The 12,713-nt window shown below is 67.4% G+C and carries 10 protein-coding genes; 4 read left to right on the top strand and 6 right to left on the bottom strand.

The window, feature by feature from the left end; genetic code table 11:
• Positions 1–18 precede the first annotated feature (18 nt).
• The 3 genes from GCN75_RS15535 (at position 19) to GCN75_RS15525 (ending at position 4,029) form a co-directional block, all read left to right on the top strand.
• Complete coding sequence (locus GCN75_RS15535) at positions 19–561, top strand: sigma-70 family RNA polymerase sigma factor (RefSeq protein WP_226941415.1); 543 nt, start codon at positions 19–21, stop codon at positions 559–561.
• The gene (locus GCN75_RS15530; RefSeq protein ID WP_152283290.1) at positions 558–1,499 is read left to right on the top strand and encodes a FecR domain-containing protein; all 942 of its coding nucleotides are present in this window, start codon (positions 558–560) and stop codon (positions 1,497–1,499) included. Before GCN75_RS15535 ends, GCN75_RS15530 begins: the two co-directional genes overlap by 4 nt.
• A gap of 79 nt (positions 1,500–1,578) precedes the next feature.
• Positions 1,579–4,029: a TonB-dependent siderophore receptor gene (locus GCN75_RS15525; protein WP_152283289.1), complete on the top strand. Its 2,451-nt coding sequence runs from the start codon at positions 1,579–1,581 to the stop codon at positions 4,027–4,029.
• On the opposite strand, the gene GCN75_RS15520 is transcribed toward GCN75_RS15525, so the two are convergent.
• The 6 genes from GCN75_RS15520 to GCN75_RS15495 form a co-directional block, all read right to left on the bottom strand.
• Positions 4,020–5,834 (bottom strand): putative bifunctional diguanylate cyclase/phosphodiesterase, encoded by a 1,815-nt coding sequence (locus GCN75_RS15520; RefSeq protein WP_152283288.1) that lies wholly within the window; start codon positions 5,832–5,834, stop codon positions 4,020–4,022. The two genes, GCN75_RS15525 and GCN75_RS15520, sit on opposite strands and share 10 nt — an antisense overlap.
• A 169-nt stretch (positions 5,835–6,003) precedes the next feature.
• A complete protein-coding gene (locus tag GCN75_RS15515) occupies positions 6,004–7,632 on the bottom strand; it encodes a methyl-accepting chemotaxis protein (RefSeq protein ID WP_226941414.1) in 1,629 nt (542 codons plus the stop codon).
• Positions 7,633–7,857: 225 nt separating this feature from the next.
• Entirely contained in the window at positions 7,858–9,333 is a 1,476-nt protein-coding gene (xylB, locus tag GCN75_RS15510; RefSeq protein WP_152283287.1) for a xylulokinase, read from the bottom strand.
• Between the two features lie 134 nt (positions 9,334–9,467).
• A complete protein-coding gene (locus tag GCN75_RS15505) occupies positions 9,468–10,001 on the bottom strand; it encodes a GNAT family N-acetyltransferase (protein ID WP_152283286.1) in 534 nt (177 codons plus the stop codon).
• On the bottom strand, positions 9,998–10,516 hold the full coding sequence (locus GCN75_RS15500; protein ID WP_152283285.1) for a GNAT family N-acetyltransferase: 519 nt from the start codon (positions 10,514–10,516) through the stop codon (positions 9,998–10,000). Before GCN75_RS15500 ends, GCN75_RS15505 begins: the two co-directional genes overlap by 4 nt.
• Before the next feature lie 80 nt (positions 10,517–10,596).
• Positions 10,597–11,871 carry an amidohydrolase family protein gene (locus GCN75_RS15495; RefSeq protein ID WP_152283284.1) on the bottom strand — a complete coding sequence of 425 codons (1,275 nt, stop codon included), beginning with the start codon at positions 11,869–11,871 and terminating at the stop codon, positions 10,597–10,599.
• A gap of 383 nt (positions 11,872–12,254) precedes the next feature.
• Between GCN75_RS15495 and GCN75_RS15490 the strand changes: the two genes are divergently transcribed.
• The coding region (locus tag GCN75_RS15490) for a phasin family protein (protein WP_193317523.1) at positions 12,255–12,713 on the top strand (459 nt) is incomplete at its 3' end.

Below are 12,713 nucleotides of genomic sequence, written 5' to 3'. Positions count from 1 at the left end.
ATTAAGGCTTTCTCGACCATGCCAGGCAGTCCGTTCGCGCCCTCCCCCCTGCTGCCCACGCAGCTGGAAAGCTACTACAGCGCACACCACGGCTGGCTGGCACACTGGCTGCAGCGGCGCCTGGGCAATGCTGCCGAGGCCGCCGACCTGATGCAGGATACCTTCGCGCGCCTGCTGGCCGGCGCGCCGATGCAGCCGCAAACGCCGGCCCTGCGCGCGCCGAAAGCCTACCTGGCGACGGTCGCCAAACATCTGCTGATCAACCACTTGCGCCGCCAGTCGCTGGAACGCGCGTGGCTGGACGCGCTCGCTGCCCTGCCCGAACACCATGTGCCATCGGCCGAGCAGCGCGCGGAAATCCTGCAGGCGCTGCAAGCCGTCGATGCCATGCTCGACGGCCTGAAGCCGAAGGTGCGCGCCGTCTTCATCATGGCGCAGATCGAAGGCTATGCGTATGCGGAAATCGCCGCGCTGCTGGGCATGGGCGAGCGCTCCGTGAAGCGCTACATGGCCGAGGCGCTGACCGAGTGCGTGCTGCAGGCGCCGGACCGGCCCGCATGAGCGCGGCCATGCCCCTGTCGCGCAAGGTGGCGCGCCAGGCCGTCGAATGGTATCTGCTGGAGCAATCGGGCCAGGCCACGCCGGACGACCTGGCCGCCAGCGCCCAATGGCGCGCGCGCGACCCCGAACATGCGCGCGCCTGGAGCAAGGTGCAGCAGGTGGGCCAGACGGCCAGCCTGCTGCCGCCGGACCTGGCCGTGCCCGTGCTGCGCCGGCCCCAGCGCCGCGTGGCCATGCAGGTGCTGCTGGCGCTGATGGCGGCGCCCGCCGCCTGGCTGCTGGCGCGCCACGAGATGCTGGCCGACTACCGCAGCGGCGTGGGCGAACGGCGCGACGTCTCCCTGCCCGATGGCGGCACGCTGGTGCTCAATACGGACAGCGCCGTCGACGTGGCGTATGGCGCCGCCGAGCGCCTGCTGACACTGCGCCGCGGCGAACTGTTGGTGCAGACGCGCCCGGACCACGCGGGCAGCCGGCCCCTCATCGTCGCCACCTGCCATGGCCGCATCCGCGCGCTGGGCACGCGCTTCATCGTGCGCGTCGATGACGACAGCAGCCGCGTGACGGTGCTCGAGCATGCGGTGGAAATCACGCCGCGCGCGCCCTCGGCCACCGTGCGCACCGTCGCGGCAGGCCAGCAAAGCCGCTTCGATGCCAAGCACGCCAACCTGCCCACGCCGGCACCGCTGCAAGCCGATGCGTGGGCGAGCGGCATGCTGGCAGTGCAGGACATGCGCCTCGACGCCTTCGCTGCCGAATTGTCGCGCTACCGCCCCGGCCTGCTGCGCGTGGAGCCGCAGGCGGCGGGCCTGCGCCTGTCGGGCGCCTTCCAGCTCGACGACACCGACGCCGTGCTGAAAAGCCTGGTGCGCATGCTGCCCGTGGACGTGCTGTACCGCACCCCGTACTGGGTCACCATCGCGGCCCGCAAAAAATAAGCGTGAAAAGTTGGCCCTTTTTTTCGCCATCGCCTGTCCTGTGGGTATTGCAACGTCACTCCACCGGAAAGGCAAGACCATGTACCAACCTCGTTTGACTCCCCTCGCGCGCGCCGTCGGCAGCGCCGTGTTCCTGCTGTCGCTGGCGCAGGCGCCCGCCACGGCGGCAGACATGCCTGCCGCGCCGGCCGCCGCGCACACGGCCTTCAACGTTCCGGCCGGCGAACTGTCCGCCGCCATCGCCAGCTTTGCCATCGAGGCAAAGGTGAGCGTGGGCGCGGCAGCCGAACTGCTGCAAGGCATGCGCACGCCGGGCCTGAGCGGCAGCTACACGGTGCCGCAGGCGCTGGCCCGCCTGCTGGCCGGCACGGGCCTGGAAGCGCTGCCCAGCGGGGAACGCAGCTATGTGCTGCGCAGGGCGGGCGCCGCATCGCCCGCCGCGCACATCGCCGCCACACTGGGAGAGGTCGCCGTCAGTTCCAGCGCCCTGCGCGACGGCACCACGGAAGGCAAGCGCAGCTACGCGGGCCTGACCAGCGCCACGCGCCTGAACCTGTCGCTGCGCGAAACGCCGCAAGCCGTCAGCGTCATCACGCGCCAGCAGATCGAAGACCAGGGTTTGAAAACCCTGCAGGACGTGCTGGTGCAATCGCCCGGCATCACCGTCGACCATTCCTCGAGCACGCGCGAATACGACCAGGTGTTCTCACGCGGCTTCGAAGTGACCTCGTACATGTTCGACGGCATCCCGACCAGCAAGAACCTGGAAGCGCGCACCTACGACATGGCCATCTACGACCGCGTCGAGATCATCCGCGGCGCCACGGGCCTGATCAGCGGCACGGGCAGCCCGTCGGCCGCCGTCAACCTGGTGCGCAAGCGCCCGGGCCGCACGTTTGCCGCCACGGCCGGCGCGCAGCTGGGATCGTGGGACCGCTACCGCATCGAGGGCGACGTCTCGACGCCCCTGACGGCGGACGCCAAGGTGCGCGCGCGCCTCGTCGCCGCGCATGAAGACCAGCGCTCGTTCATCGACCGCTACCAGCAGAAAAAGGATGTGCTGTACGCCATCGTCGAAGCGGACCTGTCGCCGTCGACGGTGCTCAGCGCCGGCATCAACTACCAGAAGGAAAAGCTCAAGGGCGCGGGGCGTGAATTCCCCGTGTTCTACGCCGACGGCGCGCAGACCCATTTTTCCCGTTCGATGAACGGCACGGCCGCGTGGAGCACGTATGACCGCGAACAGAACATGCTGTTCGCCACGCTCGACCACTATTTCGACAACGACTGGATCGCCAAGGTGGCCGTCAGCCGCAGCAGCAACCAGTACGACGCCCTGCAGGGTTTTTCCGGCAACGGCTACCCGGACCGCGTGACGGGCGGCGGCATGAAGCTGTGGCTGGCCAACTGGCACAGCAAGCCGCAACAGACCTCGCTCGACGCGTACGTGAGCGGCCCGTTCCAGGCCTTCGGCCGCCAGCATGAACTGGTGCTGGGCGTGAGCGCCTCGGAACTGAAGACGGATAGCCCCATCTACCCGAACTGGCGCCTCGACGGCTACGACTACACGGTGCCGGACATCCACGCCTGGCATGGCGCCATGCCCGTGCCCGACTACAGCGGCACGCGCCTGGGCTCCTCGTACGACAAGGAACGGGAAAGCGGCGTGTATTCGACCCTGCGCCTGCGCCCGACGGACGCGCTGTCGGTGATTGTCGGGGCGCGCCTGTCGTACTGGAAGCGCGATATCCGCAGCGATTATTTCAACGACACGGACCTGTACGACGCCATGCGCGAAAACGGCAAGATCACGCCGTATGCGGGCGTGGTCTACGACCTGGGCCAGCACTGGTCGGCCTACGCCAGCTACACCAGCATCTTCACGCCGCAAAGCCAGCGCGACGTCAACAGCCGCTTCCTGGCGCCGCTGGAAGGCAAGAACTACGAAGTGGGCGCCAAGGGCGAATTCTTCGGCGGCAAGCTCACCACCAGCGCGGCCCTGTTCCAGCTGAAGCAGGAAAACCTGGCCGAAGCCGATCCGGGCAACATCTGGATCATCGGCACGGGCGGCGGCTCCTACGCCTATCACACGGTGAAGGGCGCCACCACGCGCGGCTTCGAGGCGGAGGTATCGGGCCAGCTGCGCCCCGACTGGCAACTGACGGCCAGCTATGCGTATAACCGCATCCGCAACGCCGCCGGCAAGCGCATCCAGACCAACCAGCCGCAGAACATGGCCAAGCTGTGGACCACGTGGCGCCTGGCGCAGGGCGTGCCTGGCCTGGTGCTGGGCGGCGGCGTGAACTGGCAGAGCGATATCTACATGGATGACCGCGGGCCGAACGGCGAACGCTTCACGCAGAAGGCGTATGCGGTGGCGGGACTGATGGCGCAGTACCAGCTCACGCCGCAGCTGGTGGCGACCCTGAACGTGAATAATGTCTTCGACAAGAAGTACTACTCGACGGGCATGGGCGGCTACTACGGCGATCCGCGCAACGCCATGCTGTCGCTGCGCTATCAGTTCTGAATGGCTTCACTGCTTTTGAGCAGCGCCTCGACGCCCTCGGGCGCCATGGCGCGGCCCAGGAAATAGCCAAACGCCTCGTCGCAACCCATCTCGGCCAGCAGTTCCAGCTGCTCGCCGCTTTCCACGCCGCCGGCGATGGTGCGCAATCCCAGCGTGCGCGCCATCGCCACGATGGCCCGCACCATGGCGCCGTCGCCGCCCGGCTTGCCCACGTCGTCGACGAAGCACTTTTCGATCTTCACGGCATCCGTGGGAAAGCGCTTCAGGTAATTGAGCGAAGCGTCGCCCGTGCCGAAATCGCTGATGGCGATCGCCATGCCCAGCTGGCGGAACTGGCGCAGTATCAGTTCGCAGTTCTGGTTGCGGTCGATCAGGATGCCGGCAGCGATTTCCAGCTCGATGCAATGTCCCGGCACGCCGGCCGCCTGCAGCGCGGCGGCAAAATTGCGCGCGATATCGCGCTGGTAGAACTGGCGCGCCGACAGGCTGACGGACACCGTCAGCATCTGCCCCTGCGCGATCCAGCTGCGCGCCTGTTCCACCGCCGTGGCCATCACCCAGGCCCCCACCGGCAGGATCAAGGCGCTTTCCTCCAGTACCGGTAAAAAGTCGAGCGGCATCATCAGGCCCAGTTCCGGGTGCTTCCAGCGCAGCAGCGCCTTCACGCCCGTGATCCTGCGCGTCTTCAGGTCCATGCGCGGCTGGTAGAACAGCGCGAATTCGTCGCGCTCGAGCGCATGGCGCAGGGCCGTCTCGAGGATGGTGCGCGAATACGATTGCGCCTGCATGCGCGCGGCGTAGCGCAGGCAGGTGCCCGGCGCGTGGCGCTTGGCTGCATACATGGCCAGGTCGGCCTTTTCGATCAGCGCATTGACATCGTCGTCGTCATCCGGATACAGGGCCACGCCCACGCTGGCCGCCACCGACAGGCTGTATTCGCCGATGACGAAGGGCGCGGCGATGGCGGCGACGATCTTCTCGGCCACCCGCTCGGCATCGTGCGCCGTGCGCAGTTCCGTCAGCAGAATGATGAATTCATCGCCGCCCTGGCGCGCCACCGTATCGACCTTGCGCACGCACTGCTGCACCCGGCGCGCAAACTCCGTCAGCACCTGGTCGCCCACGTCGTGTCCCAGGCTGTCGTTGATGGACTTGAAGCGGTCGATGTCGACGAACAGCACGGCCAGCAAGCCCTGGTGGCGGCGCGCGTAGGCGATGCCGTGCTCGAAGCGGATCTGGAAATGCAGCCGGTTGGGCAGGCCCGTCAGGCCGTCGTGGTGGGCGATGAATTCCAGCTGCTGCTCGGCGCGCCGGCGGGCCGACACGTCGTGCAGCAGCAGTACCGCGCCGCCCTGCGCCAGCGGCGCGCAGCTGTATTGCACGTCGATGCGCTTGCCGTCGAGGTGGCGCAGCAGCACGGCGCCGCGCGCCACCTCCAGCACTTCCTGCTGCGCCACGCAATCGCGCACCTGGCGCGCCGCATCGATGGGCGTGCCGTCGTGGAACAGCGGCAGCAGCTGCATCACGGGCTGGCCCAGTCCATCGCCGCCCGGCAAGCCGCCCATGGCGCTGGCGCGGGGATTGAGGTAGCGCACGACGCCCTCCTGGTCGGTACCGATGACGGCCGCCGGCAGCGCGTGCAGCAGCGCCAGCGCCTCTGCCGCCACCTGTGCCTGCGCCGCCTGCCGCACCACGCCGGTCGCATGGCGCATGCGCCACGTGCGTGCCGCCTGCCACTGGCAGGCCAGCAGCACGCTCAGCACCACGGCCAGACTCAGGCACAGTGCCAGCAGCAGCGCCGTCATGCGTCACCCGGCAGGCGGAAAGTGAGGAACATGGTTTTCCTTTGCAACGCGCGCCATGCGGCCGGGCGCAGATACATGCGGAAAGGAAATAGTATAAGAATTTCGCCGAACTTTTTGCCTGATCGGGCACCGCTTGACTGGCATCAAGCGGCGCGGGACAGGGCTTGCGTTACGCCAGCGACAGCGTCCGGGCCAGGGCGGCCCCCGCCGGCGCGGGCGCGCCGGGCGTGCCATGCAGCTTGAAGATGCTGACGGCGTCGGCCAGGCTGGCCGCCTGCTGCTGCAGCGCGTCCGCGGCGGCGGCGGCCTGCTCCACCAGGGCCGCATTCTGCTGCGTCACGCCGTCCATCTGGCTGATGGCGATGCTGATCTGCTCGATGCCGTCGCGCTGCTCCACGCTGGCCACGGCGATCTCGCCGATGATGGCGTTCACGCGCTGCACGCTGCTCACCACGTCGTCCATCGTGCGCCCCGCCTGGCCGGCCAGCACGCTGCCCTCTTCCACCGTGCGCACGGATTCGCCGATCAGCTGCTTGATCTCGCGCGCCGCCTCTGCCGAGCGCTGCGCCAGGCTGCGCACTTCCGTCGCCACCACGGCGAAACCGCGTCCCTGCTCGCCCGCGCGCGCCGCTTCCACGGCCGCGTTCAGGGCCAGGATATTCGTCTGGAACGCGATGCCGTCGATGACGGCGATGATGTCGACGATGCGCTTCGACGAGGCATTGATATGGCTCATGGTCTGCACCACCTGCGCCACGGCCTCGCCGCCGCGCTGCGCCACGTCGGACGCACCGCCGGCCAGCTGGCGCGCCTGGTCCGCATTGTCGTTATTCTGCCGCACGGTGGAAGTGAGCTCGATCATCGAAGCGGCCGTTTCTTCCAGCGAGCTGGCCTGCTCCTCCGTGCGCGACGACAGGTCCATATTGCCGCTGGCGATTTCGCCGGACGCCGTGGCGATGGCGTCCGTGCCGGCGCGCACCCGTCCCACGATGGCAGCCAGGTTGCCGCTCATCGCTTTCAAGGCGCGCAGCAGGTCGCCGATTTCATCGCGGCTGCTGTCGGCCACCACGGCGCGCAAGTCGCCGGCCGCCACCTGCTGGGCGATGCCCACGGCCGCGCCCAGCGGCACCGTGATGCTGCGGATCAGCCACCACACGGTGACGGACCCCACGACCAGGGTTACCAGCACGGTGGCCAGCATGGCGATGCTGGCGCTGCGGTGCGCGGCGTCATCCTGCTCCTTCATCTGCGCCATCAGGCTGTGCGACTGCTTGCCGATGGCCGTGACGATGGCGTCGATCTGGCGCGTCGGTTCACGGTCCATGCCCTTGACCAGCGCATCGACGGCCTGCGCGCTGTCGGCGCGCGCGCCGTCATACTTTTGCAGCGCCGCCAGGTAGCTGACGCCCAGCGCGTCGTGCGCCTGCATGGCTTGCGCCACGGGCGCCGTATCGAGCTTCAGCGCGGCCATCATGGTTTGCAGGCCCGCCAGTTCCTTGCGCGTCTGCGCGCCGCTGGCAACGAACGCTTCGCGGTAGCGCTGGAAGGCGACCGCATCGCCGCCGCGCAGCAGGATGTTTTTCCATTCCTGTACCTGGATCTTGAACTCCACCTGCGCACTGCGCGCCGCGTCGACCGCTTCCGTCAGAGCCACGGAACGCTGCATGGCGTCCGCGCTGCGCACGCTGGCCGCGTCGAGCGCGCTCCAGCCGCGCACGCCGACGAACACCAGCGCGAGAAAGAAGAAGGCGCCCAACAGACCCAGGCGGACGGAGATTTTCAGATTCGCGAGTTGCATGTGTTTCTCCTTGCGGCAAGAACAGGATGGCAACAAAGGGGTTGCCAAAACTATCCAATTCTCACCAAATGGGGAAATCATGCAGCGTGCCCCGTGAAAAACCAAGCGGCGCTTTCGCTAGTGAAACACTTTCAGCATAGAAACAACAAATTACACAGAAAGCTTAACTGTCTGGCCATATTGCCACGCGTGCAGCATGGTCGGGCCGGCAATCTTGCCGCAGCGCTAGCGCGCCGCCTCGGCTGCGCCCGCGAACTCCGCGCGCAGCAGCGGATACAGGCGCCGATAGCGCGCCAGGCGATCGTCGAGCACGCCGGACGCCTGCGGCGCGATGGTTTCCTGCACCGCAGGCCGCGTGCACACCTGGGACGGCGGCAAGCCCGTCACCGCCATCTGCGCCAGGCGCGCCGCGCCCAGGGTGCCGCCCGCCACGCCGTGGTCGTGGCGCAGCACGTGCAAGCCCGAGGCAGTCGCGCACAGCTGCGCCCAGAAGCGGCTGCGCGAACCGCCGCCCACGAACGACGCTTCGCGCAGCTGCGTGCCGGCGCTGCGCAGGGCCGCATTGCCGTCGGCCATGGCGAAGACCACGCCTTCCATCACGCTGTAGGCCAGCTCCGCGCGCCCGTGTTCCGTCGACAGGCCAAAGAACACGCCGCGCGCCGTGGCGTCATTGTGCGGCGTACGCTCGCCGCTCAAATACGGCAAAAAGATGGGCGCCGCGCGCGCCTCGACGCCTTCGGCCAGGGTCACCAGTGCGCCGATGTCGGCCGACTGCGTCAGCCGCGCCACCCAGGCGAGGCTGGACGCGGCGCTGAGGATCACGCTCATCTGATGCCAGCGCCCGGGCAGGCAATGGCAGAACGCATGCACGCCCTGGCCCGGATTGGGCGCAAAACCGTCGCTGCCGGCAAACAGCACGCCGGACGTGCCCAGCGACAGCAGGCCGGCGCCCGGCTCCACCACGCCCAGGCCCACGGCGGCGGCCGCGTTGTCGCCCGCGCCGCCGGCCAGCAGCACCGTATGCGCGATGCCCCATTCCTGGCACAGGGACGGGCGCACCTGCGCGGCGGCGGCGCTGCCTTCGACGAGGCGCGGCATGTGTTCGCGCGTCAGGCCTGTCGCGGCCAGCATGCGTTCGGACCAGTCGCGCCTGGCCACGTCCAGCCACAGGGTACCGGAAGCGTCGGACAGGTCGGATACGTACTCGCCCGTCAGGCGCAAGGCCACGTAGTCCTTGGGCAGCAGGACCTTGGCCGTGGCGCGGAACAGCGCCGCTTCGTGCTTTCGCAGCCACAGCAGCTTGGGTGCCGTGAAGCCGGGCATGGCCTGGTTGCCCGTGATGGCGCGCGACTCGGGCACCAGCGCCTCGAGCTCCGCGCATTCGGCAAACGCGCGCGTGTCGTTCCACAGGATGGCCGGGCGCAGCACGTGCTGCTGCTCGTCGAGCAGGGTGGCGCCATGCATCTGGCCCGACAGCGCGATGCCGCGCAAGCCGGAAAACGCCACGGGCTGCGCGGCGCGGATGGCGGCGATCACGTCCAGGGTGGCGCGCCACCAGTCTTCGGGATGCTGTTCCGACCAGCCGGGATGGGGGCTGGCGACGCGCAGGGCCACGCCGCTGCTGGCGAGGATGGTCTGCGCGTCATCGGTGAGGATGGCCTTGACTTCGGAAGTGCCGATATCGATACCGAGATAGGTCACGATGGTTCCATGAAAAGTGAATGGGCGGCCGCGCGCGGCGGCGATGTCACCGTATGGTAATCGCCCGGCGCCGCCGGCAGCGCGCCTTTCCGCATACTTTTCCGCACTTTGCCGATACGCGCCAGCCAGCGCCGTCAGCCATGCTGGCGGAAGTCGCGCCGGTACACATTCGTATCCTTGCCATCGGGCGGCAGCCGCGCAAAGCGTTCGAAACGCAGTCCCAGCTTGTTGAGCAGATTGTTCGACGCCTGGTTCTGCGGCGAGGTGATGCCGTACACGGTGGGCAGGCGCAGCACGTGCTGCGCATGGCGCATGACGGCGGCAGCCGCCTCGTAGGCATAGCCCTGCCCCCAGTAGTCGGGCAGGAGGGCGTAGCCGATGTCGGGCCCGGGCAGGCTGGCGCGCAGTATCAGGCCGCAGATGCCCATGGCCATGCCGTCGCTGCGCCGTTCGACGATGCAGAAGGAATAGCCATGCTGGCGGAACTGCGCTATCGCGCCCGCCTCCAGGGCCGCGCGGGCCGCTGCCACGGTGTGCAGATTGCGCTGGCCGATATTGGCGACCCACGACGGGTCGTTCACCAGTTTCAAGTAGAACGCCGCGTCGTCTTCCGCGACGGTGCGCAGCCGCAGCCGGGGCGTCTCGATGACCGTCAAGGCGCCGCTCATGCCGGCCACTGCATCGGATCGCTGAGCAGCTGGTACATCACGTAGGCGTCGACATAGCCCAGCTGCGCGTGGCGGTAGGCCAGCGGCAGGGTGGCGACCACGCTGAAGCCCAGCTTTTTCCACAGGGTGACGGCAGCCAGGTTGGTGCTGACGACGAAGTTGAACTGCATCGCCAGGTAGCCCGCGCGGCGCGCTTCTTCCATGCAGTGCACGCCCAGCAGGCGGCCCACGCCCACGCCCTGCGCGGCCGGGTCGACCATGAACGAGGCATTGGCCACGTGCGATCCGTGGCCCGGCTGGTTCGCCACCAGCTTGTACATGCCCAGCAGGCGCTCCGTGCCCATCATGGCGACAAAGCTTTGCACGCCGGGGCCGAACCAGTAGGCGTGGCACTCTTCGCGCGAGGTATCGGCGGGGAAGGTGTAGGTGTCGCCGCCGGCCACCAGCGTCTGGAAAATGGGCCACATGGCCTCGAAGTCGGATTCCTGGGCGGGACGGATGTCAATTTCTTTCAAGGTGCGGCTCCAGCAGCAAAAGTGTGCAACGATTGTCGGGGATTTGCGCTGGGCCGTCCAGTGGCACGCGCATCCATGGGTCAACGCCCCAGGCGGAAATTCACGCTGTCCGGGCGGCCCGGCAGGTGCAGGCGCGATTGCGCGCGCGGCGCCTCGCTGACGATGTTCCCCCGCCGCAGCACCAGGCGCCGCGCCGCGCGCAGGCGCAGCGCTTCCACGGTACTGCCGCAATCGAGGATCAGCAGATCCGCATGGCAGCCCGGTGCGATGCCATAGCCGTCCAGGCCCAGGATGCGCGCCGGCGTCTCGGTGACGGCCAGGAAGCAGTCGTGCATCGCTTGCTGGCCCGTCATCTGCGCCACGTGCAATCCCATGTGCGCCACTTCCAGCATGTCGCCCGAACCGAGGCTGTACCACGGGTCCATCACGCAGTCGTGGCCAAAGGCGACGGGAATGCCGGCCGCCAGCATCTCGGGCACGCGCGTCATGCCGCGCCGCTTCGGATACGTATCGTGGCGCGCCTGCAGGGTGATGTTGATGAGGGGGTTGGCAATCGCCGCTACGCCCGCCTCGCGGATCAGGGGCAGGAGCTTGCTCACATAATAATTGTCCATCGAGTGCATGGACGTCAGGTGCGAACCCGTGACCCTGCCCTGCATGCCCAGGCGCTGGCTGTGGAAGGCCAGGGTTTCGATGTGGCGCGACAGCGGATCGTCCGACTCGTCGCAATGCATGTCGACCATCAGGCCCCGCTCGCAGGCGAATTCGCACAGCAGGCGCACGGATTCCGCGCCGTCGGCCATCGTGCGCTCGAAATGCGGGATGCCACCCACCACGTCGACGCCCATGGCAATCGCGCGTTTCAGGTTGTCGAAGGCGCCGGGGCTGCGCAGGATGCCATCCTGCGGAAAGGCCACCAGCTGCAGGTCCAGGTAGGGCGCCACCTGGCGTTTCACATCGAGCAGCGCTTCCACGGCCAGCAGGCGCGGGTCGCAGATATCCACGTGCGAGCGGATGGCCAGCAAGCCGCGCGCCACGGCCCAGTCGCAATACTGCAGGGCGCGCTCCACCAGTGCATCCTGCGTCAGCTGCGGTTTCAGCTCGCCCCACAGGGCAATGCCTTCCAGCAGGGTGCCGGACGCGTTCACGCGCGGCAAGCCATAGCTGAGCGTGGCGTCCATGTGGAAGTGCGCGTCGACGAACGGCGGCGTGACCAGGTCGCCGGCCGCGTCGATCTCCCGCGCGCCCGTCACTGGCAAGGCGGGGCCGACGGCGGCGATGCGGCCGCCCTCGATGGCGATATCGATGGCGCGGCGCCCATCGGGCAGGCTGGCATTGCGGATGACTAGGTCCATGCGGACACTCCTTCGGTTGACTACGGTGCCTGGCGCTGCCAGCTGATTGCCATCTTATCCACTTCCCCACAATGTTGCAGTGCAAGAATGGAGCTACTCCCAAAAGCGTAGCCATAGATTCGTTGGCAACACCTTGCGCCTGCGCAAACTTCCTGCAAATGCTGCTGGGCCCATGAATAGGGCGGGCAGGCGCCGCACGGGTCAAATAAAATAACTTTCAACTAACTCGAATCACCGCTAGAATATTCATATTGCGTTGCATCATAATCAGGCTCTGACCCGTTACTCAGCACGCTACCCACTTTACAAAACGCGGCCAACTCTGGTTTTCGGGATTTTGCAGAGCGTTTTGCCAGCATTTTAATCCGTACAAAGGAGTAAATATGTTTCCGCTTCCAGAACAAATTTCCAGCGCCGCCAAATCGCAACTGGAAAACCAGCTGCAAATCTTCAGCACCCTGACCAGCAAAGTCTTCGAAAGCGCCGAAAAGATCATCGCCCTGAACCTGAACGCCGGCAAGGCGGCCCTGTCGCAGACGGCGGAAACCGCGCAGCACCTGCTGGAAACGCAGGATCCGCGCGATTTCTTCAGCTACAGCACCAGCCAGGCGCAGCCGAATATCGAAAGCGTGCTCGCGTACAGCCGCCAGCTGTTCGGCATCGCCTCGAGCACCCAGGCTGAATTGCTGGCCTCGGCCAAGGCCCGTCTCGATGCGGCCGTCCCTGCCGCCGCCCCCGCTGCCGTCGCCCCGATAAACGTTTCGGCAAAGCCGATGTCGCCCGAGCGCAGGACAGCCGAACACAGGCGCCAGTTGTGCAAGTCCAGGGTGACGGGATGGCTG

The organism is Janthinobacterium violaceinigrum, from assembly GCF_009208555.1.
GTDB classification, from domain to species: domain Bacteria; phylum Pseudomonadota; class Gammaproteobacteria; order Burkholderiales; family Burkholderiaceae_D; genus Janthinobacterium; species Janthinobacterium violaceinigrum.
Note: the sequence above shows the minus strand (reverse complement) of the source record. Positions and strands in the feature narration are given on the sequence as shown.

What these genes read in the sequence shown, in the direction of transcription:
- GCN75_RS15535 (WP_226941415.1), top strand. Translation starts at nt 19, where the DNA reads ATGCCAGGCAGTCCGTTCGCGCCCTCCCCCCTGCTGCCCACGCAGCTG.
- GCN75_RS15530 (WP_152283290.1), top strand. Translation starts at nt 558, where the DNA reads ATGAGCGCGGCCATGCCCCTGTCGCGCAAGGTGGCGCGCCAGGCCGTC.
- GCN75_RS15525 (WP_152283289.1), top strand. Translation starts at nt 1,579, where the DNA reads ATGTACCAACCTCGTTTGACTCCCCTCGCGCGCGCCGTCGGCAGCGCC.
- GCN75_RS15520 (WP_152283288.1), bottom strand. Translation starts at nt 5,834, where the DNA reads ATGACGGCGCTGCTGCTGGCACTGTGCCTGAGTCTGGCCGTGGTGCTG.
- GCN75_RS15515 (WP_226941414.1), bottom strand. Translation starts at nt 7,632, where the DNA reads ATGCAACTCGCGAATCTGAAAATCTCCGTCCGCCTGGGTCTGTTGGGC.
- GCN75_RS15505 (WP_152283286.1), bottom strand. Translation starts at nt 10,001, where the DNA reads ATGAGCGGCGCCTTGACGGTCATCGAGACGCCCCGGCTGCGGCTGCGC.
- GCN75_RS15495 (WP_152283284.1), bottom strand. Translation starts at nt 11,871, where the DNA reads ATGGACCTAGTCATCCGCAATGCCAGCCTGCCCGATGGGCGCCGCGCC.